General features: G+C 58.9%; 17 protein-coding genes. 10 read left to right on the forward strand and 7 right to left on the reverse strand.

All coding sequences use genetic code 11. The features are described from left to right. Positions 1–312: 312 nt before the first annotated feature. From nagB to HMPREF3039_RS00680, 3 genes are all read left to right on the forward strand, one after another. Positions 313–1,056, forward strand: coding sequence for a glucosamine-6-phosphate deaminase (gene nagB / locus HMPREF3039_RS00670; protein ID WP_130082742.1), 744 nt, complete (start codon positions 313–315; stop codon positions 1,054–1,056). 604 nt (positions 1,057–1,660) lie between these two features. Further along, the gene (locus tag HMPREF3039_RS00675) at positions 1,661–2,353 is read left to right on the forward strand and encodes a type 1 glutamine amidotransferase domain-containing protein (protein ID WP_067570386.1); all 693 of its coding nucleotides are present in this window, start codon (positions 1,661–1,663) and stop codon (positions 2,351–2,353) included. Positions 2,354–2,371: 18 nt separating this feature from the next. After that, complete coding sequence (locus tag HMPREF3039_RS00680) at positions 2,372–3,100, forward strand: nitroreductase family protein (protein ID WP_067570384.1); 729 nt, start codon at positions 2,372–2,374, stop codon at positions 3,098–3,100. Positions 3,101–3,224: 124 nt separating this feature from the next. On the opposite strand, the gene HMPREF3039_RS00685 is transcribed toward HMPREF3039_RS00680, so the two are convergent. After that, positions 3,225–3,953, reverse strand: a complete 729-nt coding sequence (locus tag HMPREF3039_RS00685; RefSeq protein WP_067570382.1) for a TlyA family RNA methyltransferase — start codon at positions 3,951–3,953, stop codon at positions 3,225–3,227. Positions 3,954–4,098: 145 nt separating this feature from the next. On the opposite strand from HMPREF3039_RS00685, the gene HMPREF3039_RS00690 reads away from it, so the two are divergent. Then, positions 4,099–4,719 carry a DUF2062 domain-containing protein gene (locus tag HMPREF3039_RS00690; RefSeq protein ID WP_067570381.1) on the forward strand — a complete coding sequence of 207 codons (621 nt, stop codon included), beginning with the start codon at positions 4,099–4,101 and terminating at the stop codon, positions 4,717–4,719. A 40-nt stretch (positions 4,720–4,759) separates the two neighbouring features. On the opposite strand, the gene HMPREF3039_RS00695 is transcribed toward HMPREF3039_RS00690, so the two are convergent. After that, positions 4,760–5,458 (reverse strand): pirin family protein, encoded by a 699-nt coding sequence (locus HMPREF3039_RS00695; RefSeq protein WP_067570379.1) that lies wholly within the window; start codon positions 5,456–5,458, stop codon positions 4,760–4,762. A gap of 242 nt (positions 5,459–5,700) precedes the next feature. Here HMPREF3039_RS00695 and HMPREF3039_RS00700 point away from each other — a divergent pair, with 242 nt between their 5' ends. Beyond that, positions 5,701–8,895: an AsmA-like C-terminal region-containing protein gene (locus HMPREF3039_RS00700; RefSeq protein ID WP_082770061.1), complete on the forward strand. Its 3,195-nt coding sequence runs from the start codon at positions 5,701–5,703 to the stop codon at positions 8,893–8,895. 322 nt (positions 8,896–9,217) lie between these two features. Here HMPREF3039_RS00700 and HMPREF3039_RS00705 read toward each other — a convergent pair whose 3' ends face one another. From HMPREF3039_RS00705 to HMPREF3039_RS00715, 3 genes are all read right to left on the reverse strand, one after another. Continuing rightward, the gene (locus HMPREF3039_RS00705) at positions 9,218–9,970 is read right to left on the reverse strand and encodes a GNAT family N-acetyltransferase (RefSeq protein ID WP_067570375.1); all 753 of its coding nucleotides are present in this window, start codon (positions 9,968–9,970) and stop codon (positions 9,218–9,220) included. A gap of 389 nt (positions 9,971–10,359) precedes the next feature. Further along, positions 10,360–11,583 (reverse strand): aspartate kinase, encoded by a 1,224-nt coding sequence (locus tag HMPREF3039_RS00710; protein WP_067570373.1) that lies wholly within the window; start codon positions 11,581–11,583, stop codon positions 10,360–10,362. A gap of 18 nt (positions 11,584–11,601) precedes the next feature. Then, on the reverse strand, positions 11,602–12,930 hold the full coding sequence (locus tag HMPREF3039_RS00715) for a homoserine dehydrogenase (RefSeq protein WP_067570371.1): 1,329 nt from the start codon (positions 12,928–12,930) through the stop codon (positions 11,602–11,604). 294 nt (positions 12,931–13,224) lie between these two features. Here HMPREF3039_RS00715 and HMPREF3039_RS00720 point away from each other — a divergent pair, with 294 nt between their 5' ends. From HMPREF3039_RS00720 to HMPREF3039_RS00735, 4 genes are all read left to right on the forward strand, one after another. Beyond that, positions 13,225–13,746: a phosphoribosyltransferase gene (locus HMPREF3039_RS00720; RefSeq protein WP_067570369.1), complete on the forward strand. Its 522-nt coding sequence runs from the start codon at positions 13,225–13,227 to the stop codon at positions 13,744–13,746. A gap of 115 nt (positions 13,747–13,861) precedes the next feature. After that, complete coding sequence (locus HMPREF3039_RS00725) at positions 13,862–14,293, forward strand: hypothetical protein (protein ID WP_067570367.1); 432 nt, start codon at positions 13,862–13,864, stop codon at positions 14,291–14,293. 365 nt (positions 14,294–14,658) lie between these two features. Then, complete coding sequence (locus HMPREF3039_RS00730) at positions 14,659–15,105, forward strand: GNAT family N-acetyltransferase (RefSeq protein WP_197457867.1); 447 nt, start codon at positions 14,659–14,661, stop codon at positions 15,103–15,105. A 178-nt stretch (positions 15,106–15,283) separates the two neighbouring features. Next, complete coding sequence (locus HMPREF3039_RS00735; protein ID WP_067570363.1) at positions 15,284–16,240, forward strand: acyltransferase family protein; 957 nt, start codon at positions 15,284–15,286, stop codon at positions 16,238–16,240. 43 nt (positions 16,241–16,283) lie between these two features. Here HMPREF3039_RS00735 and HMPREF3039_RS00740 read toward each other — a convergent pair whose 3' ends face one another. Together HMPREF3039_RS00740 and HMPREF3039_RS00745 are read right to left on the reverse strand one after the other, a co-directional pair. Then, positions 16,284–18,326, reverse strand: coding sequence for a sulfatase-like hydrolase/transferase (locus HMPREF3039_RS00740; protein WP_067570361.1), 2,043 nt, complete (start codon positions 18,324–18,326; stop codon positions 16,284–16,286). A gap of 25 nt (positions 18,327–18,351) precedes the next feature. Next, positions 18,352–20,322: a family 20 glycosylhydrolase gene (locus HMPREF3039_RS00745; protein WP_067570359.1), complete on the reverse strand. Its 1,971-nt coding sequence runs from the start codon at positions 20,320–20,322 to the stop codon at positions 18,352–18,354. Positions 20,323–20,843: 521 nt separating this feature from the next. Here HMPREF3039_RS00745 and HMPREF3039_RS00750 point away from each other — a divergent pair. Next, entirely contained in the window at positions 20,844–21,191 is a 348-nt protein-coding gene (locus tag HMPREF3039_RS00750; RefSeq protein ID WP_067570357.1) for a hypothetical protein, read from the forward strand. Positions 21,192–21,228: the final 37 nt, after the last annotated feature.

Here is a 21,228-nt window from a genome sequence, read left to right on the forward strand (position 1 = left end):
CAAGGGGAATGCGGCGTGCCGCACGGGACGGAGGAAAGGACGGATTCCTCCGCCTTGCGGCGAGTTCCCTTCTCCCGGTACTCCGTCCGTCCGGAGGATTTTCCGTTCTCGACTGGCAATGCGGCGGCGGGAAGTGCGGAGGAGAAAGGAACGGGACGGAATCCGGCGTCCCGGAACGCGGGGAAGGGTGGGAATCCTTTCCCGCCCGGTTCGCCGCGGGGGGACCCTGGCGGTCTTTTCCATTTTAGCGCATCTTTCCGGGACTATTTCTGATTGAATGATGCCGGGGAGCGGAGTAGGATGTGGCGCGTTATGAAAGTAGAAACTTTTGAAACTCCCCAGGATGCTGCCAAATCCCTGGCAAAAGAAGTTGCGGAACTGATCCGTTCCCGCGCCGCCGAAGGCCGGAACGTGGTGCTGGGCCTTGCCACCGGAGCCACCCCCCTGCCTTTTTATGCGGAACTGGTGCGCATGCACAAGGAGGAAGGACTCTCCTTTGCCAACGTCATCTCCTTCAATCTGGACGAATACAGCGGCCTGGACCGGGACCATCCGGAATCCTACTGGTACTTCATGCATACCAACCTGTTCAACCACATCGACATGAAGCCGGAAAACATCAATCTTCCCTCCGGCACGGTGAAGGGCGACGAAATTGCCGCGCACTGCGCCGCCTACGAACAGAAGATCAAGGATTGCGGCGGCATTGACCTCCAGATTCTGGGCATCGGCCGCACCGGGCACATCGGTTTCAACGAACCCGGCTCCGACGATACCACGATCACCCGCCAGGTGCACCTGGACGATCTCACCCGTTCCGACGCGGCCCCCGCCTTCGGCGGCATTGAAAACGTTCCGACCACGGCCATCACCATGGGCGTGGCCACCATCATGGGCGCCCGTGAAGTGGCCCTGATGGCCTGGGGAGAAAAGAAGGCTTCCATCGTGAAAAAGGCTGTTCAGGGCCCGGTGACGGTGGACGTGGCCGCCTCCTACCTGCAGAAGCACCCGAACGCCAAGTTCCTTCTGGACAAGGGCGCCGCTTCCCAGCTTTAATTCTCCGTTTCAGCAACGGACACGCCGTCTTTCCCGGTTCCGCGGAAGGGCGGCGTTTTTGATGGAATGAAGGAAGGCGGAATCTTCTTTTTCCAGCGGATTGATGCCGGAGAGGAGCGCTGCATGTTCAGATGCCCCGGTTCCGTCAATGAAGATTCTGTGTCATTGGAGAAGGTGCGGAACCGCCGTGGCCGTTCCGGTGTTGGCGGAGCGGCAGGGAATGAAGGAGGCCCGTTTCCCTCTCCATGGCCGGACCGGAGGAATGAGAGTGGGGTAGTGTTTTTGTATTGTATTGGAAATGAATTGATTTTAAATATTTATGCAACATGTTTTCCTGTTTCCGGATGCCGCCCTGAAGCCCGGAAGGCCACCCCGGAGTTCCTGTTAGGGATATCCTTTAAAAGGGGAGCGGCAGGCCGCCATTTAACCGGCGGAGCCTTTTTATTAGAATAAAGTGGCGCATTGACAAGGGTTTCATTTTCCGTGCATGGTTGAAACTGCCAATAGATGAAAAATAAAATATGCCCGGCAGTGTGTAATGAATAATTCATTCAGAAATTACAGATGATGGCCGGCAGTTATATAGAACAGGAAAAACAGAGATATGAAACAAATGAAAATATTAATGATAGTAACCGGAACCGGAATGTTTCCGGACGGAAAACAGGAAACGGGATTATGGCTCAGCGAGCTTGCCCACATGTATGACAGCGCGAAAAAGCGGGGATATGATATTGTCATTGCAAGTCCCAAGGGAGGCGATACCCCGGTTGATCCCACGAGCCTGAAAACAATGTACATGGACAAACTCTCCAAGGAATACTGGGACGATTCGGAATTCCGGAACGTGCTGCGGCACACGAAAAGCCTGGATGAAGTTTCCGGTGAATTGTTCGACTGCATTTATCTGGCCGGCGGTCACGGCGCGATGTTCGATTTCCCGGATAACACCGTTCTGCAAACGCTCATCAAAGACCACTATGAAAACAACAAGGTAGTTGCGGCCATTTGCCATGGCGTATGCGGATTATTGAACGTGAAACTCTCGGACGGCCAATATCTGGTAAAAGATAAAAAGGTCACGGGATTCAGCTGGTTTGAGGAAGGCCTGGCCGGAAAGAAAAAGGAGGTGCCTTTCGATCTGGAATCCGCGCTGAAGGAACGCCGTGCGGATTACAAAAAGGCATTGATCCCGATGATGCCGGAAGTAGTTACTGACGGAAACCTGATCACGGGCCAGGACCCGTTCAGCTCTGAAAAAATGGCTGAAACGGTCATGAATCGATTTAATCAATAGCAGTTGGCGGGAAGCGGGATGAACTTGGAAGAGGCCCTGAATTACCGGCGCGCCGTGCGGGTATTCGATAAAAATAAACCGCTGGACCCCGAAAAGGTAAAGCGCTGCCTGGAACTGGCCGCCCTGGCTCCCAGCAGTTCCAACATGCAGCTGTGGGACTTCTTCCAAATCACCCGGCCTGAATTGATAGCCCGTATTGCCGGAGCGTGCCTCGGCCAGTCGGCTGCCGCCACGGCTTCGGAAATAGTCGTTTTCGTGACGCGGCAGGACTTGTACCGGCAGCGGGCTCAATTTGTCCTCGAATTCGAGCGTGGAAACATCCGGAGGAACAGCCCGGAGGCACGCCAGGCCAAACGCATCAGGGACAGGGAATTATACTATGGAAGGCTGATGCCGTTCCTTTACGCGCGCTGCGGCGGGATCCTGGGAGCGTTCCGAGTTCTGCTGGCTAAAGGCATCGGCCTTTTCCGCCCCATGATGCGCGAAGTTTCGGAATGCGATATGCGCGTCACAGTCAACAAATCCTGCGCTCTTGCCGCCCAGACGTTCATGATTGCCATGGCCGCTGAAGGATATGATACCTGCCCGCTGGAGGGATTTGACAGCAAGCGGATGAAAAAGCTGCTGAAACTGCCTCACGGCGCCGGGATCAATATGGTTGTTCCCTGCGGCATGCGGGACGGAGAGAAAGGCATCTGGGGCGAACGGTGCAGAGTCCCGTTTGACGAGGTGTACCACAGGCTCTGACCCGCCGGGTGAAAGAAAGTTCCGCTTCTCCGTCAGCGTGCTATGTCAACGGAAAGCTGGCGTGGACAGCCTGCGGCGGCGTTCCCGGGACGCGGCATGCCTCACAGGAAAGGGGGCTCCGGCCCTACTTGAGCCACGCCAGGAATTCGTGATTGCCGTCCGTTCCGGTGATGGGGGAGGGCTCGCTCCCCATCCAGGAACGGCCCAGTTCCTCCGTGACGAAAGTGCGTATGGAATCCACCGCGCGCCGGTGCAGGGCGGGGTCCCGGACGATGCCCCCGGCTCCGATGTCCTCCGGCTGGAGCTCGAACTGGGGCTTGATCAGCACGAGGGCGTCCCCTCCTTCTTTCAGCAGGGGGAAGGCGGCGGGCAGGATCTTTTTCAGGGAAATGAAGGAAACGTCTGAAACGATCAGGTCCACCTGCTCGCCGATGTCCTCCGGCGTCATGTAGCGGGCGTTGAACTTCTCCTTCACGACCACGCGGGGGTCCTGGCGCAGTTTCCAGACAAGCTGGTTGGTCCCTACGTCGATCGCGTGGACCCGGCAGGCGCCGTGCTGGAGCAGGCAGTCCGTGAACCCTCCCGTGGAGGCCCCGATGTCCAGGCAGACCTTGCCTTCCGCGGAAACGGGGAAGGCCTTCAGCGCGCCCTCCATCTTCAGGCCGCCGCGGCTGACGTAGCGGGGGCGGTTCCGGATGGAAATGTCCGCGTCTTCGCTGACCTTGAGCCCCGGCTTGGTGGAAGGATGCCCCCCCACGCTCACCTCTCCGGCGATGATGAGCCGCTGGGCCAGCTCCCGGGATTCTACGAGATTGCGGGAAACCAGAAGAACGTCGAGTCGTTGTTTGCTCATAAAATAACCGGGAAAAAGTGCGTACGCAGGTATTTCATGAAACCGCATGGGGAATCAAGCAAAACCGAGCGGCGGGGGCATTTGGGATAAAAATGCGGCATGGAAGGCGCTGGAGCATTTTGCGATTGATCAGGCGCGGGATTGTATGAGACTGTGCCGCGGAATGGAACACCGCTACAGGCAATTGATGCGCAAGGTCAGGCTTTACCTGCTGACGGAAGTGCGCAAAAAATCGTGGACCAGCCGTTTTCTCTCCGCAAAAATCTTCGACCCGGTCTATTGGTCGTGGACGCGTGAATCCGTGGCTGTGGGGGCCGGCTGGGGAGCCGCCGCCGCCATCGCCCCGCTGCCCATGCAGAGCCTGTGGGGCGTATTCGCCTGCCTGTGGCGCAAGGGGAACATTCCGGTGGCCATCCTGATGGCCTGGCTCTCCCCGCCCGGCTTTACCTTCTTTGCCATTCCCGCCCAGTGGTGGCTGGGCTGGTTCCTCTTCTCCCGGCTTGGCCTGCCGACTTCCGGCGCCACCTGGCACATGCTGAAAACGGGGGTGGAACAATGGTCCTGGGCTCCGTTCAACGGCCTGGGCATAGGCATGGTTTCCCTGGAATTCCTGACGGGCTGGGCCGTCTCCAGCGTCGTGCTGGGGGGACTGTGCTACGGGCTCGTGCAGCTGGGGTGGTGGCTGGGCCTGCTCATCAAGGGCCGGAGGAAGCACGGGGAGGACGGCAAAAAGGCCCGCCCTCCGCGTGAGGGCAGGCCCAAGTAAATCATATCCGGGTGAAAATTCCGGAGGAATCCCGGCTGTGCTACTGCGCCACTTCCATCAGAAGAACGGTGGAATTCTGGAGGGCCTCAAGGGTGATGGCCTCCGTATCCGTGATGCCGGCTCCGTCGCGGCGGTTCAGCACCGTGTCCCCGATCTTCACCTCTCCTTCCACCACGAAGACGTACACGCCCGTATTCTGGCCCTTGAACTTGTATTCCCGCGATGTGCCGCGATCCAGTTCCGCCCAGGAAAACCACGCCTGCTGCATGATGGAGATGTCCGTTTCCGGAGCCAGGAAGGTGGAAATCTCATTGTGCTTCAGCAGGGGCTTGATGTCGTAATCCTTGTACTTGGGCTCCGTGTTGATCCTGTCCGGAATGACCCATATTTGCAGGAATTCCAGATTATCCGTGGAACTGTCGTTGTACTCGCTGTGCAGGATGCCCGTTCCCGCGCTCATGAGCTGGATTTCCCCGCGCGTGATGGTGTGGCTGTTGTTCAGGCTGTCGCCGTGGCGGAGCTTCCCTTTCAAGGGAATGGAAATCACTTCCATATTCTTGTGGGGGTGGGTGCCGAACCCTTCGTCCGGAAGCACCGTGTCGTCATTAAGTACACGAAGGGCTCCGAACTGCATGCGGTCCGGATTGAAATAATTGGCAAAGCTGAATGTGTGGTAGGTATTCAACCACCCGTGGTTGGCATGTCCCCTGGACGATGCCCTGTCGATAATAATATTCATGATCTATAAAATTAAGATTCTTCCGGCTTTTGACCGGACCTGGCAAAGGTTTGACTGGATGGCGTTTCATCCTGTTCAAGCCGGATGACAGGAGCGGGAGCCCTCCGCCGGGCGCCGTTTTAATGGAAAACCCCCGTGCATGTCCGGAATACGAAATAAATTGCCAACGTAAAATGATGGTGCAATGTCTCTCCTTTTAAGGTAGCATGGGTAGGTACCTGTGCAAGTAAGGCAAGTGGCGTATGGCTCGTTCGACATTCATGAGATGGCTCAGGGGATTGGTCCCCACCGTGATTATTCTGCTGTGCGCCCTGGTGTTTGGCTTCATTTGCTATATTTCCATCTGGGGCGTACCCTCTTTCGTAGTGGTGCGCGTGGAACAGGCCCTGCTGGAAAAAGGGGTGCCCGTGAACATCGGCACGCTGAAAGTCAGCATCTGGCCCCGGGCCGTCGTTACGCTGAAGGACGTGGAAATGCTGGACCCGGAAGCGCCGCCGGAAAACCGCCGTTCCATCGCCCGGCTTCATGAGGCGGACATCTCCCTGAACTGGAAAAAACTGCTGGACGGCCAGGTGGACCCGGAGCGGGTGAACGTGGAGGGCCTGAGCGTCAGCATGCCGGTGGATAAGGAAAGGCCGGAACGGGTCTTTTCCGTCACCGGGCTGAATGCGGAGATAGACCTGAACCGCCCCGGCATGGTGGACCTCACGAAGGCGGAAGCCGTGGTGCAGGGAATACGGGTCACCGCCCAGGGAAGCTTTCCCGCAGGGCAGGGGGAGGGCGGAGATTTTGTGCTGACGCCCGAAGACGTGGCGGCCGTCCGCAAGCAGCTTGACCGCGTGCTGGAATACCTGGACAGGGTGAAGTGGCCGGAATCCGCCCCGCCGCAGCTTGCGGTCAACCTGAGCGACGACATGAAGGGCGGCGGAATCCGCGTAGGGCTGGACTTTCAGGCCCCCTCACTGCAATACGGCAGAATTCGTGTCAAGGACCTGATGTTCAGCGGCGACTATTCGGACTCCGTCATCATGGCCAGGCGCTTCACCATGAGGGATGCGGAAACGGCGGGATTCGTGAGGCTGTCCCTTCAGGCGGATTTGAAAAAGCGCTCCCTGATCTGGGACGTCACCAGCACGGCCCCCCTCGTGTCCTGGACGGTATCCTTCCTCAACGAATCCCTCGTTCCGCGGGAAATGAAATTCCTGAGCGAGCCGCACGTTCAAATGTCCGGCAGGCTGGTGTTCAAGGAAGGGTGGGAAGGCGTGGACCAGGTAAAGTTGCTGGGGTCCGGCTCCATGGGGGCCTTCTCCGTGTTCGGGGAAAAATTTTCAAAGGCGTCCGGGGATTTCAGCTATGAAAACGGCAACTTCTACGTAACGGACCTGGACATACGGCACCAGGGCGGAAGCTTCTCCGGCAAGGTGATGGGCGTGGATGGAGAAATCAAGGTGGACATCCATAGCACGCTGCCCGTGAACGCCATGCTGAACATGGCCCGGTCCATCGCCCCGGAAGACGTGGAACTGCCGCCCACCCTGGTCATCAACGGAGACCCGGAACTGAACGCCGCGGGCACGCTCCGCATGGGGGTGGACTGGTCAGGCCCGGTCCGCGTGGACCGCCTGAAACTGGACGCCGCCGTCAGGGACGTGGCGTACCAGGGAGTGGAATTCGATTCCGCCACGGCCAAGGTGGAAGTGATCGGCAAATCCATCAACGTGACGCTTTTGGAACTGGTGCGTGAAGACGGACGGATGAAACTGGACGGCAGCTATCTGGGAACGGACCTTGTCTTTACGGTGGAATCGGACCTGAAGCCGGAAATTCTCGTGGCCCTGGGCGGCAAATCCGTTCCCGTGCTGCCGGAGGAACTGAAGATTCCGGAAAAAGCGACCCTCCGCGTACACGGCAGGCTGGACATTCCGGAAGGAAAACCCGTGGAACCCACCCTGGTGCGCGCGCGCATCAAGGCGGAAAACCTGGCCTGGAACAAGGTGCCCGTGAAAACGGCGGACCTGGAGGTGGAATACAGGCCCAACCAGCTCTTCGTCCAGAACTGCCGCATAGAACTGGAAAAAGGGAAATTTGAACTCTTTGCCAACGGCTTCCTGGACGGGCAGATGTTCGTGATGGGACAGTCCACGGTTCCCCTGGACACGATCGACAAACTGCTGGCGATGGAGGATGACGACTTCTTCATGGAGCGCTTCGCCTTCCGCAGCAACTCCGGGATCAACCTCTCCTTCCAGGGAACGCTGGGACTTTACAATCTGGAAAAGGCCTACGACATTGAGGCCGCCGTATCCGTCGCCAACACCAAATACAAGGGGGTGGAAATCAAATCCGCCCGCGCGGACGCCCACCTGGTGACGGACCAGCTGGTCCTGACCAACGTGGCGCTGACGGTCTCCAACTCAGACTATCTTTCCTCCGCCGGATTGTCCGGCGGTCCGGCGGACAGTTCCCTGAAGGCCAAAAGCATCGACTTCCGTTTTGTCCCGGACACCGTGGAGGTGCTGGGACTGGAAGGGCAGGCCTATCCGGCCCATACGCTGCGCATGTTCTCGGACGACGCCGCGAAGGTGCTCCGGGAATTCGTCTTCACGCGCCCCGTAACGCTTTCCGGCGGCGGCATGTTCCCGATGGGGGACGACCTGAAGCTGATGAAGGGGCGCATCCGCTTTGACGCCTCCGCGGGCCGCGTCCGCTATAAAATCCTGGGAACCACGCTGGACCTGGGCAGGACGAAGGGGGAAGTGCTCATCTCCCCGCAGTGGGTAGTGGTGGACAAATTGCAGGGAACCATCTGGGAAGGCTCCTTCACCGGCCGCGTGCTGGCGCAGATTGACGGCGGGGACGCTTTGAACGGCTCCTTCGTGCTCCAGGACATGAACCTGACGGCTATCGGCAAATCCTACGGGGAAAAGATGGAGAAGGCCACCGTGCACGGAGCCATTGAATTCTCGTCCAAGGGCGGCAACATGAACAGCATCCAGGCCAAGGGGGAAGCGGCGCTGGTCCACGGAAACCTGGTGGAAATCCCCATCTTCGGCTTTTTGGGGGAAGCCCTGGCCAATTACATCCCCGGCCTGGGCCACCTGATCAACTACAAGCTCACCCGCGCCGACTGCGACTTTTCCATAGAAAAAGGCTACATCCGCACGAACAACTTCGTGGCTACGGGCAGCAACCTGTCCCTGAAGGGCGGCGGATGGATACGCCTGGCCGACCTCCAGGTCAACTCCGACTTCCAGATGGGGTTCCGCGGCATTCCGCAGCTCCTCACCTCGCCCGTCTTCCTGCTGGCGCGCGGCCTGTTCCAGGTGCGCGGCAGAGGGCCCCTGAATAACGTGAACTGGAGCTTTGCCCCCTTCTCCGGCGGGAAGGCCCCGGCTCCTCCCGCTCCCCCGGCGGCCCGGCCTGCAAGAAGAAGATAGTCCGGTACGGCCCTCCCGGAGCGCCGCGGTTTCATTTTCCGTATTCTGCCGCCTTTCCCGCCCGTCCCGTTCATCCTCTTCCTCTGCTTTCCCGGATGAAAAAACCTTGTCCGAGGGCGTCAATGGAGGGGAAAGGGAAGGAAACGGCCGCTTGCGGCAGAACTTCGGGAAAATCCGTATTCCGGCATGGCGGATGTTTGCCGCATTCCCCTTCCGGGCTCGTTATTCCGGGAGAGCAGGGGCCGGGGCCGATGTTTCCGGCAAGCCCGCATCATCCCTCAATCGCCGGAAAAACACGGAACCGCACGTTCATTTTCCAGGACTACTTTTTCAGTATTCTCTTTAAGGCAGCCACATCCGGCAGCAAATTCACCGTCTCAAACTTCCCCTTGTAAAACACGGCCCAGTTATTGAAAACACAGGGCAATTCCTTGGCTTTTTGCAGGGAATCCACGTGAATGAAAGACACGGGAACCCCGTTCGTTTCACAATACTGCCTGATGATCCCGATATTTTGATAAACATACGGGCATTGCATATCGTAATAAATGGTCAGCTCCCTGCTTTCAATTTCCAGTTTTTTAGCTCGTTGGGAAAAGCTCGGCAGGGTTCCGTCCAGGGAAAGCGCCAGCAGTTCATACCCGTTGCCGGCGGTATCGGCAACTTCAAAACCGAACTTCTTCGCAAACGACTGGTCGGAAAGCCAGGCTTTCTGTTTTGTTGCTCCAAGCATGCAAATGCCGGATTTGCCGTTTTTTCCGGCATCCGCCAGACAATACTCCATCAGCGCCTTCCCGTACCCTTTCCCTTTGCAGCTGCCGGAAACCCACAGGCAGTACAGATAATAATAATTGTCGCCGATGATGGGAACCCAGGCGGTTTCCAGGGGAGCATATTCAATAAAAACCGTAGCCTTCTCATTCAACTTTCTAAAGACATGGCCCTCCTTCAGCCGGCCGGAAAGCCATTGCCGCTTGGCGTCAATGCCCGGATGGAACTTCTTGCTGCGGATAATGCAGCATAAATGCTCGTGGGGAAGATTTTCCGCCGTCAGGTTCACAAATTCGGTATTCATCTCTTTCCTGTGCCGATGATCGCATAAACCGGGGAGGAAGTCATCCGCTTTCCCGCCTCCCCTCCTTCTGCGCGTTTCCGGCAGGCCTGTCTAAAACGCATCATCATGGCGCGGCGGTGCTTGTGCAAGGTCCGTCAGCCGCCCGAGGCCGCCGGAAATCAGGCTGGAAACTCCTCCTTCTTTCTCTGCTGATTCTCTTCCACTGCCGCAACATGAGACGCAAGCCGTGTTGCAGTTGGCGGCGGATTTCGCCCTTGACTGCCATTCTTTTCTTCATCAGGTATGCGGGAATCCGCAGGGAACGGGATGAAAAGGGATGAAACGGCACGAAAGAAAAGGCCGGTTCGCCGCGCAAGCGAACCGGGCCTGGAACAGGGAAGGAGGGCTGGTTAATTCTGGCCGCCCAGGTTGAATGCCTTGTGGACGACGCGCGCCGCCTCGTCGATGTCGGACTCGTCCACCATCACGGCGATCTTGATTTCCGACGTGGAGATCATGCCGGTCTTGATATTGGCGTCCGCCAGGGCCTTGAACGCGGTGGCGCCCACGCCGGAATGGGAACGCATGCCGATGCCCACCAGGGAAAGCTTGGCGAGTCCGGCTTCCGTCTCCACCTTCACATCGGGGCCCAGCGCGGCCGTCACGGGCTTGAGCGCGGCCTGGGCGCGGCCCAGTTCGTTGGCGGGCATGGTGAAGGACTGGCGGACGTAGCCGTCATGGGCGGTGTTGGCCAGGATCATGTCCAGATTGATTTCCGCCTCTGCCAGGGCGCCCAGAATCCTGGCCGTATAGCCGATTTTGTCCGGAATGCCGGTGATGGTGAGGCGGGCCTGGTTGCGGTCAATGGAGATGCCGCGGATGACGACGGCTTCCATGGAGGGAGTTTCTTCTTGCACGATGGTACCGGGGTTATTGTTCATGGAGTTGCGAACTTCAAAGACGACGCCGAATTTTTTGGCGAATTCCACGGAGCGCGACTGCATCACCTTGGAACCGCTGGATGCCATTTCCAGCATTTCGTCGTAGGAAAGGGTCTGGATCTTCACGGCGTCCTTCACCACGCGGGGGTCGCAGGTGTACACGCCGTCCACATCCGTAAAAATCTGGCACACGTCCGCCTTCAAAGCGGCGGCGATGGCGATGGCGGAAAGGTCCGAGCCGCCGCGGCCCAGCGTCTGGACCATGCCTTCCTCCGTCACGCCCTGGAAGCCGGCGCAGATGAGGATGTTGCCTTCCATCAGGCATTTGTTCATCCGTTCCGGGTCAATCTTGTGGATGCGGCCGCGGGTGTGGGAGCCGAAGGTGGTGATGCCCGCCTGGGCTCCGGTGAAGGACACGGCCTTGTCTCCCAGTTCATGCAGGGCCATGCAGAGCAGGGCGATGGACTGCTGTTCTCCGGTAGCCATCAGGACGTCCAGCTCGCGTTCGGAGGGGGAGGCGGACAGTTCCCTGGCCAGGCCGATCAGCTTGTCCGTCACGCCGCTCATGGCGGAGACGACGGCCACTACCTGGTTGCCGCCTCCGGCGGTCTCATGGATGCGGCGCGCCACATTGCGGATGCGGTCAATGGTGCCCACGGAGGAGCCTCCGAATTTTTGAACGATAAGTGCCATGTAACAGGATGATGTAGGTTAGGATTGAGGAAGAAGGTGTTCGATGCGCAGCACGCGGGCTTCCGGCGCCACGAAGGAAATCTGGGCAATTTCCTCCAGCGCCATCTGGAGCTGGCCCCACGGGCAGGTATGGAGGATGAATACCAGGTCGTTCCACGCCACGCCGTCTTCGTCGATGTGGCTGGGGGCGGAGGACGTGGCGGAGATGCCGATGCCGAAGGTGGCCAGGATGCGGGCTATTTCCGCAATCACGCCGGGCTGGTCCGCCACCTGGAAGCGCACGTAGTACGGCGTCGTGGTGTCGTTGATGTGCATCACGCCGCAGGATTTGGCGTAAGGGGTGAACCCCGTGTGGAATTCCGGGTAGCGGCTTTCGCGCATGGCCGTAATCACGTCGCTGATCACGGCGGAGGCCGTGGGATTCTTGCCCGCTCCGCGGCCGTAGAACAAGGTTTCCCCCACAATGTCCCCGTTCACGGAAATGGCGTTGAACACGCCGTTGACGGAAGCCAGGATGTGCCAGTCATGGACGAAGCAGGGCTGTACGCGCAGTTCCAGCGCATCCTCCTGGTTTTCATGGTAGCGGATGACCACGAGCAGCTTGATGGTGTACCCCAGCTTTTTAGCGAACTCGAAGTCCCGGCTGGTGATGTTTTCAATGCCGCTGACGTAAATTTTGTCCGGGGAGATGGTGGTGCCGTAGGCCAGGGTGGCCAGAATGAGGGCCTTGTGGGCGGCGTCCCAGCCGTTGACGTCCAGGGAAGGGTCTTCCTCCGCAAATCCCAGTTTCTGGGCCTGCACCAGGGCGTCTTCGTAGTCGGCCCCGTGTTCTCCCATCGCGGAAAGAATGTAGTTGGAAGTCCCGTTGATGATCCCCACGATGGAATTGATGTGGTTGCAGATCAGGGAATTCTGGAGGCTCTGGATGATGGGGATGCCCCCCCCGGCGGAAGCCTCAAAGTAGATGGGCGTGCCCATCTCCGCGGAAAGCTTGAAAATCTCCGCGCCGTATTCGGCCAGCAGGGCCTTGTTGCCGGTCACCACGGGCTTGCCCGCGCGGAGGGCCGTCGTCACCAGGTCATAGGCCTGCCGGGTGCCCCCGATCAGTTCGATGATGATGTCTATTTCCGGGTCCCCCACCAGCTCATGCCAGTCGTCGGTCAGCAATTCTTCCGGAACGGCGGTTTCCCTGTGCTTGTTCAGGTTGCGCACGGCAATGCGCTTGATCCTGAACGGGATCTTGCTCCGCGCTTCCAGCAGGGAGTGGTTGCGGCACAGCGTCTCATAAACGCCGGAACCGACCGTACCCAGCCCGGCCAGGCCAAGTTGTATGGGTTTTTCCGTCATTCTTGCCGGGCGATTATGCAGAAAAATCCCTGTGACGCAAGAGCTTTTACCGTGCGGGGAAGGCCGTTTTTCCGGGAGCTTCCGGGGAAGGGGCAGCCTCCCGCATCCCGGCGGCCCGCCTGTCCGGTCCGGAGGCCGGAAAGCGGCGCAATAACGCAGCCGGATGGAATGACCGGACCCCCTGCCTCCGGCTACGGAAAAATCATGGAAGAATGCCCCGGCGTCCCCGCATCCGTCTCCGTTCCCTTCCGGGATTGATTTTCCGCGCGGGGCAGGCTATCCTGCTTCCGTTTCATGACTTATACCATTACGCCGCTGATTGGGGAACAGGCCATTGCCGCACGCGTGCGGGAACTGGCCGCCTCCATTGACGCCGACATGGGGGACCGCCCCTATGTCCTGCTCCGGCTTCTGGACGGGGCCGTGCCCTTTGCGTCCATGCTGGCGGAGCATTTGAAATCCCGCCCGGAAGTGAGGTCCGTCAAGGTATCCAGCTATTCCGGCATGGAAAGTTCCGGCTCCGTGGAGTGGCGCGGGGACTGCGGCGCGTTCCGGCCCGGCGTCCCCGTGCTGGTGGTGGATGACGTGCTGGACACGGGCAGGACGCTGGCGGGCGTTTGCGGAGAATTGAAAAAGAGGGGCGTGCAGCGCGTATTGACGGCTGTGGCCGTGGACAAGCACTGCTGCCGGAAGGTTCCCTTTGAAGCGGATTACGTAGCCTTTACCTGGGGCGACGACTTTCTGGTAGGGTTCGGCATGGACTTGGACAACCGGTACCGCGACCTCCCCTACATCGGCAAGGCTGCCGCGGACTGAATAAGTTTTTTCCAGATTGAACAAACTATTGAAAAAAAGTGTCTAAATCCCTCGGAGCGGTAGAGCCGTCCGCCGCCCCGCCAAATAAGGAAACACCGGAAAGGAGATTCAAGACATGAAGATCGACAGGGTAAGACAACTGGAAAGCGTGACCGGCTTCGGCCAGGAAACGTCCCTCATACGGGACGTTCTGGACAACCTGGAGCTGGAACAATCGCTCACGTGGCTTCTGGAAGCCATCAACACGCATCTGGAAAACGGTGCGGAAAAGGAACCGTGGCATCTGTACCAGACCACGCTGTTCGCCATGTACGTGGACTATGACAATGGGCAGGTCCGCCTGTCCGCCATGCTGGCCTGCCACGATGCGGACATGGAACTGCCGCTGAAGGATTTTCTGGAAATCCTGCGCAGAGAGGCCCGGGAAGAGGCTAATCCGCGCCATTTTTCAGAAGCCGATGCGGATACGCAGATTCACCGCTGCCGCCATCCGCGCTTCAGGCGGAAAAAGCCGGAACGGGAGCCGGACAACGGATTTTATTCATGAACAAGACCCTTGCCGGATCCCTTTCCCATGGCTGATTCCGAAAGGAACCAGCCATTTTTTGGGGAAGACGGACGGACGCCCGGATTCCCATGGCCGTGGCCGTTTTAATGGAGGCTGGACGGGAAGCCTGGCGACGGCAGGCGTGTTGGGTGGAACCGCGGTTCCCGCGCGACAAACGCCATGCCCGCTGAAGGCCGGTTTCCGGTGCGCGGCAGCTGCTTCCCGTTTGCTTCACAGGGACCGGATGACAAAGGACGCGCTGTTCCGGATGGTTGCGCCTGTTTAATCTCATATTTCCACAGGAAAGATTTTTCAGCATGCAGGTAAGATACGAGAAACTTGGAAGGGAGAATGCCAGGCCCGTCATGGAAATTTTCAATGATTACATTGAACATGGTACGGCGGCCTTTGCGGATGCGCCCTTGCCGGAAGCCTCTTTTTCCATGCTGCTGGAAAAGACGGCCGGATATCCCGCTTACGCGGTGGTGGACGCATCGGCAGGGAACGTCATCGGGTTTTGCTGGCTGAGCGCCTATGCCCCTGTGGCAAGTTTCCGGAAAACGGCCAAAATCACCTCTTTCATTGCCCGCGACCATGTGGGGAAGGGCATCGGGAAGCTGTGCCTCGACCGATTGGAAGCGGACGCCAGGCAAATGGGCATTGAAAACATCATTGCCGAAATTTCGTCCGAAAACCGGGGAAGCCTGAAATTCCACGCCAGTAACGGATTTGCCTTTTGCGGAGAACTCAGGAACATCGGTTACAAATTAAACCGCTCCTTCGGCGTGGTTTATATGCAGAAAACCTTGTAAAGCCCGTTTCCCCGGAAAGTCCCGCAGTGCCGAGCCGGGAGAGGGATGGTTCCACGTTTCAGGCGGGACTGAAAGAACATGCGTCAACGTCCATGACGGACCTGCGGGCGGCCTTTTCATCACGGTTCTGAGGAAAAATAGTGCTTTTGCGGCATGATTCCGCCAGAATGGTGCCGCCATGACGCCATCCCCCACGCCCAGCGCCGCTTCCCCGGTCCGTTTGCCCTGGGTGGAGATGGCGCGCCTGCTGGCTACATTGAGCGTCATCATGCAGCACGTTCCGGGGGGAGGGTTTCCCCCCAACCAATGGCTGATCGGTCCGGCACTGGCCACGTTTTTCCTGCTGGCCGGGTATTTTTCCGCAGCGCGCCTCCGGGGGCAGGAGGCCGGAACCTGGACGGCGGGGCGCCTGATGTCCCTGCTGCGTCCCTATGTGTTCTGGTGCGCGGCCTACTGGCTGCTGGCGGGCATGCCCGTTTCCCCCGCCTCCCTGGCTTCCGTGTTCGGTCTGGGCGCGTGCCCCATGCTGACGCCCATGTGGTTCCTGCGGGATTTGATGATTTTCACCCTGGCGGCGTTCCTGCTGGTCAAATGCCGCCCGGCGCTTTACACACTCGGCCTGTTCTGCCTGTTCCTGAACAGGTGGGATGATTCCCTGGCGTGGCCCAGTCCCTATATGTTCGGGGATTTTGTGCTCGGCATCATGCTGGCCTCCGCCGCCCCCGGCTGCCTGAACCGCTGGGAGAAGATTCCCCTGGCCGTGCATGCCGCCATTCTGCTGTCCTGCACGGCTCTCATCTGGGCAGGCTGCACGGATACGTTCCTTCTTCCGGACGGCTCCTTTTCCGGGTTGACCGTCCTGGCCTTCCTGAGTTCCGGAATCGTGCTGAGGGCCGCCAGTCCGGGGATGTCAAGGCTCCTGGCCGGGTGGGCTTCCGGCAGTTTCTTCGTGTACTGCTCCCATATTTTCGTGCTGATCGCCCTGACGGGGGTGGAGGCGTGTTTTCCGGCTCCATGGCCTTCCTGGGCATGGTGGTGCCTGGTCCCCGTCGTTTACATGCTGGCGCGGGGCGTTTACCTGCTGGTCAGGAGGCACGCTCCGCGCGCGCTTGTGCTGATGACGGGCGGAAAATGAGCCAGGGGGGCCAACGCCCGGCTCCCGGCACATATTCCCCGCTTTATCCCGCCACGCGGAAGGACTGGGCGGGGATTTCCCGCTTTTCCCCGCCTTCCTTCTGCCAGAAGAAGAGGGGAAGCCCGGAGAAGCCTTCCGTCTCAATGATGAAGGGATGCCAGCCTTTTTCCAGCGGTACGGGTTTCAGCCCCGTGCGTGTGGGATCGTTTTCCGTGGTCTGTTCCCCCATGGAGGAGGAAACTTCCGTTCCGGGCCGGTAATGGTAATCCGCGTCCAGCAGGTGCATGTCGTGCAGCCGGACAAATGCCCTGGCATTCTTTTCCGCCGGGGTTTTCATGAAGAAGACGTATTTTCCGGTTTCCGGAACGTTCAGATAGAACACCCTCCTGATGGTGCCGTTCTTTTGGCGCACGCCCCTGGCGGTGCCGTCGTCCAGGGGAAGCAGCCTGGCGGGGAGCTCCCCTTTCCTGAGCGCCGGAACGGGCTCTTCATCATAGGGCCTTTGGGCGAACGTGCCGCGCTCCGGATGCGTGTAATCGTAGATGCGCCGCATCCTCAGCACCATGTCGTGCATCACGGGCTGCATTTTTTTGCCTTCCGGCGTGTCTTTCAGGTCGCGGCGTTCCGCCGGGTCCTTGACCGTGTCGTAAATTTCAAACGGGTCCGCATGGCTCTGGATGTTGGTGCGCACCCCCTTGTACTTGCCCAGGTAAACCATTTGTTCGTCCCCGCGGACCGCACCTCTCCGGGACGCGAGGAAGTCCTTGTAGCCGGGGGTTTTCTTCTTGCTCTGGGATTCCTTGGCGCTGTATTCCATGTACAGGCGGCTTTCCGGCTGCCGTCCCTTGTTCAGCAGGGTGGGCACCAGGGAAACGCCGTCGCAGCGGAAGGGAGCCCGGACACCGCCGATTTCCGCCAGCGTGGCCATCCAGTCCTGGAACTGGGAAGGATGGCTGTTCACCACTCCTGCCGGAACGTGTCCCGGCCAGCGGACGATGGTGGGAACGCGGAACCCGCCTTCCCACGCGTCCTGCTTGATGCCGTCGAAGGGGCCGTAATTGCGGAAGAACTGGGGATTCTGGCCGCCCTCGTCATGGGGGCCGTTGTCCGAGGTGAGGATGATGACGGTGTTTTTGTCAATGTCCAGGTCCTTGAGGGTCTGGACGAGGTCCTCGAAGGAGTCGCTCAGGCGCGCGATCATGGTGGCGTACCTTTTTTCCTCCACAGGCCATTTTTTGGCGGCATAGCGCGGGTAGATGTAGGAGTTGATTTTCCCTTCGGCCGTATTGACCAGCTTGTGGGGAGTCCCCAGCCATTGCACGCCTCCCTTGACTCCGCGGCCTTCCGGATAGGGGCCCGTGGGGATTTGAAGCTGGGAGTGGGGAGCGATGTGGGTCAGCGCCAGGAAGAAGGGTGTCTGCGGGTTTTCCCGGTGCGTGTCGATGATCCATTTTTTGGCGCGCGCCGTCAGCAGGTCCACGGAATAGGCCTTGTCGCAATCCGCCGTGATGAGTTTCTCGCCGTCCCAGATGCCGCTTTTTTTGGTGGGGGAAATGGGGTTGGGGTCTTCCTTGGGGTAATGGTGGTGGCCGCTCACGTGGTCCAGATAGCCGAAGTAGTAGTCAAAACCCCTTTTGGTGGGATAGGCGGTGGAATCCTGCGGTGTGCCTGCGTGCTGCCGCCCTCCCGCTATCCCCCATTTGCCGATCAGGGCCGTCCTGTAACCGGCAGATTTCATGACGGTGCCGAGCGTGGGGGCATCCTCGATGGGCAGGTCGAAGGACCTGTCCCGGACTACCTTGGCGTGGCCCTGGTGCACCCCCGTAAACAGGGAGGAGCGTGCGGGGGCGCACAGCGGAGCGGCGGAGTAGTGGCGCGCCAGCGTCATGCCTTCCCTGGCGAGGGAGCGCAGGCCGGGATTGTCCATGGCGGGGAGGCCCTGTTTCATGCGCTGGTCCTGATAGGCCGGGAGGTCCCCCCAGCCCATGTCGTCCATCAGAATCAGAATAACGTTGGGACGCTGGTCCGCCAGCGTCCAGGGCGCGACGACGGCTGCCAGCAGAAGAAGCAGGGAATGCCTGAACATGGGAGTGTCTGGAATGGGGTGATTGTTATTTGGAGCTGTTTTTCACGGAATAGGAGGGGTCGGCAATCCACCGGTCGCCCGATTTTTTCACCGGGATGAAGCTGATGCCCCATGACTGGAAGCTTCCCGTGTACGGCTGTTCAATCAGGATTTTGTTTTCCCCGGCCTTCACCTGGAAGGGAACGGGGGGACGCGCCCACCAGAATTCCTCATTGTCAAAGGGAATTTCATTGGCGGGGGAAGTCCATGTGTGCTTTTCATAGCGCCGCTGGCCGGCCAGCTTGTACGTCTGCGGATTTTTCACTTCCTGGCCGTTCAGCCAGATTTTCGTTTCGCACTGGGACCATTCCCCGGCGGCGGGCACACCGGAACAGCGCCGCGTGGAACGGGCCGGAGCGTCAAAGCCGACCATGGCGTACATGGTTCCCGCCCTGGGTGCGTAAAGGGTCGTTTCCGCCCAGACGGTGTTGCCCGGCTTGGTTTTGGTGAACATGCCCTCCCTGCCTGCGCGGGTATGGAAGTAAAGATTGCCGCCGCGGGCGCGGACCTGCGCCACTCCTTCGGGCTTGCTGCCGGACAGCAGGGCTTTTCTCACTTCCTCCTGCCTGTTTTTCGGAACGGGTCCGGAAACATTCCATTCCATGAAGGAGTCCCTCCAGTAGGGGAAGGGCAGGTCCCTGCCTTCGGACAGGGCTTCCATGCGTTTTTCAAACAGGGAGAATGCCTTGTAGGCTTCCGTGTCCTTTTCGGGAAGATTTCCGGCAAGATCGGAGCCGTCTTCCGGCACCCCCTTCCAGCTGCGTTCCGCCATGGCGAACATGGCGGGCCACTGGGGGCTTTGAATGGGAATGTTCTTTTTGTCCGCCACGCGCGCATCGGGCCACAGGCATTGAATGACGCCCAGAGAATGGTCATCCCCCTTCACGGCGCCGCAGGGCTGGCGGAAGAAGACCCTGCGCACCAGGATGCCGGGATCAAAGGAGTTGACATAGCCGGACGTGGAATCGAAGTAGGGGTTCTTCTGCCGGGCCGGATCAGGCACGCTTCTGGTATTTTCGTCAGTCCACAGCTGGGCATAGCTGTCCCCGGACACGGGGAGGTCATTGACCCCGGCCCACTGGATGGGCTGGCGGCCCAGGGACTTGACCTTGGCGGCCATCCTGTCCGCGAACTGCTTGGCGTTGGGGATGTGGATTTCATCCGCGCCGATGTGAAGGTAGGGGGACATTTCCGCCGGAATTTCCTTGCAGAATTCTTCCAGCAGTTCCTCCAGAATCTTGATGCCCCTGGGGTCGTGCATCGGGAAGCCGAAGCAGTTTTTGAAGTAAGTGCTGTGCCCCGGCATGTCTATTTCCGGGATGATCTGGATGTGGCGCTTCTTGGCGTAGCGGAACAGGTCCCGTATCTGGTCGTAGGAGTAGGTGTCGTTGACGTCCCTGTCCTTGATCCGTTTGGAGGGATCGTTCAGCACGGGATATTTTTTGCACTGGATGCGCCAGGCGGGATGGTCCGTCAGGTGCCAGTGGAAGGCATTCATTTTCAGACGGGCCATTTCGTCGAGGTCCGCCTTGAGCGTTTCGATGGTCCGGAAATTGCGTCCGGTGTCATGCATGAAGCAGCGGATGGCGAAGGCCGGACTGTCCTTGATGTCGCAGCACGGATAGTCCCCTCCGACTCCCAGCTGGTCCAGCGTCCTGCGGGCATAGAAAACGCCGGTGTCCGTGGCGGCCTTGATCAGGATGCCGTTGGGGCGCACCTGGAGTTCATAGCCCTCCCTGCCCAGGGTCTTGGCCAGGGAGGCATTCTTTTTGATGGAGACGGGAGCCTTTTTGGGGCATTTCCCCGTTTTCCATTCCACCTGGGACGGGAAGGGGATGAGGGCTGCCGGAGCGGCTTCCTCCTGCTGGAGAGGGTGGGGGGAGGTCCACTCTCCGTGGGAATGGGAGCCAAGCATCAGAGCCGATGCCAGCAAGGAAAGAGAAAAGGTGAGCTTCATATTTGGTATGTTACGTTTCAACAGTAAAAGTTATTTCATCAAATCCGGCCAAGGCGGGCAACAGTTTTTTTGCCCGTGGGTCCGGCCGGCTTTTGGGATGGAGACCGCTCCGTTTCCGTATCGGGGAAAGCTGGGCGGTGAACTTCATGCAGCCGTTCCCGGTTCCTTGACAAGCCGCAAAAGACCGTTTGCATGGAAAGACGGGCCGCAGCCCGGCTCCGGAACGCGGACGGTTTCCGCATGAAAAGGAATAAATGCGGCCATCAGGAAGAGAGCGTTTTCATGGGTTCTATTGGAATAAGGATTTTTTTACCAGGGATACTTCAATATCACATATGTTTTTCTTCATGGTTGTGGATGGGTTGAAGTCATCAGATCACGCGATTATTAACGAAACGGCCTGTTCCCGCGTCTAATCGTTAATCGCAATGATCATCTTATGCGAGTTATTAACATAATAAATGCGAATTGCACAAGCTCTTTCTTTCTATGAACTTGGTTCTATTTGATAATTCCGACGCATGTTTACGAGCAATTCCCAGCCTGGACCGGACTATGTGGATACCAAAAAGTTAGGCCAGTGGCTCCATGAGCATTCCATCAGCCGGGCTGAAATTGCCAAGGCTCTCGGAATCCAGACCACCGTGGTTCACAACTGGTTTGCCCGTCAAAGAATTCCCAGGAATGTGCAGGCTTCATTGCGTCATTTGATGGGCAAGGACAGTCCTTCGGAACTGGAATCTCAAATTGCCGTGCGCATGAAAAATTCAACCCTGAATGAAATAGCCAGACAGGCCGTCAAGGAAGGGTTGTCCGTCGAGGAATGGATTTTGAGAGCGGTAGGAGAGAAATTGGAGAAGAACGCGTAAAAGACAACCGCCAGCCAGGGACATGGTTCTCCCGAAA

This window comes from Akkermansia sp. KLE1798 (genome assembly GCF_001580195.1).
Classification (GTDB): Bacteria; Verrucomicrobiota; Verrucomicrobiia; order Verrucomicrobiales; family Akkermansiaceae; genus Akkermansia; species Akkermansia biwaensis.

Excerpts from the sequence above, each read along its gene's own strand:
- nagB (WP_130082742.1), top strand. The coding sequence starts at position 313 with ATGAAAGTAGAAACTTTTGAAACTCCCCAGGATGCTGCCAAATCCCTG.
- HMPREF3039_RS00675 (WP_067570386.1), top strand. The coding sequence starts at position 1,661 with ATGAAACAAATGAAAATATTAATGATAGTAACCGGAACCGGAATGTTT.
- HMPREF3039_RS00680 (WP_067570384.1), top strand. The coding sequence starts at position 2,372 with ATGAACTTGGAAGAGGCCCTGAATTACCGGCGCGCCGTGCGGGTATTC.
- HMPREF3039_RS00685 (WP_067570382.1), bottom strand. The coding sequence starts at position 3,953 with ATGAGCAAACAACGACTCGACGTTCTTCTGGTTTCCCGCAATCTCGTA.
- HMPREF3039_RS00690 (WP_067570381.1), top strand. The coding sequence starts at position 4,099 with ATGAGACTGTGCCGCGGAATGGAACACCGCTACAGGCAATTGATGCGC.
- HMPREF3039_RS00695 (WP_067570379.1), bottom strand. The coding sequence starts at position 5,458 with ATGAATATTATTATCGACAGGGCATCGTCCAGGGGACATGCCAACCAC.
- HMPREF3039_RS00700 (WP_082770061.1), top strand. The coding sequence starts at position 5,701 with ATGGCTCGTTCGACATTCATGAGATGGCTCAGGGGATTGGTCCCCACC.
- HMPREF3039_RS00705 (WP_067570375.1), bottom strand. The coding sequence starts at position 9,970 with ATGAATACCGAATTTGTGAACCTGACGGCGGAAAATCTTCCCCACGAG.
- HMPREF3039_RS00710 (WP_067570373.1), bottom strand. The coding sequence starts at position 11,583 with ATGGCACTTATCGTTCAAAAATTCGGAGGCTCCTCCGTGGGCACCATT.
- HMPREF3039_RS00715 (WP_067570371.1), bottom strand. The coding sequence starts at position 12,930 with ATGACGGAAAAACCCATACAACTTGGCCTGGCCGGGCTGGGTACGGTC.
- HMPREF3039_RS00720 (WP_067570369.1), top strand. The coding sequence starts at position 13,225 with ATGACTTATACCATTACGCCGCTGATTGGGGAACAGGCCATTGCCGCA.
- HMPREF3039_RS00725 (WP_067570367.1), top strand. The coding sequence starts at position 13,862 with ATGAAGATCGACAGGGTAAGACAACTGGAAAGCGTGACCGGCTTCGGC.
- HMPREF3039_RS00730 (WP_197457867.1), top strand. The coding sequence starts at position 14,659 with ATGGAAATTTTCAATGATTACATTGAACATGGTACGGCGGCCTTTGCG.
- HMPREF3039_RS00735 (WP_067570363.1), top strand. The coding sequence starts at position 15,284 with ATGACGCCATCCCCCACGCCCAGCGCCGCTTCCCCGGTCCGTTTGCCC.
- HMPREF3039_RS00740 (WP_067570361.1), bottom strand. The coding sequence starts at position 18,326 with ATGTTCAGGCATTCCCTGCTTCTTCTGCTGGCAGCCGTCGTCGCGCCC.
- HMPREF3039_RS00745 (WP_067570359.1), bottom strand. The coding sequence starts at position 20,322 with ATGAAGCTCACCTTTTCTCTTTCCTTGCTGGCATCGGCTCTGATGCTT.
- HMPREF3039_RS00750 (WP_067570357.1), top strand. The coding sequence starts at position 20,844 with ATGTTTACGAGCAATTCCCAGCCTGGACCGGACTATGTGGATACCAAA.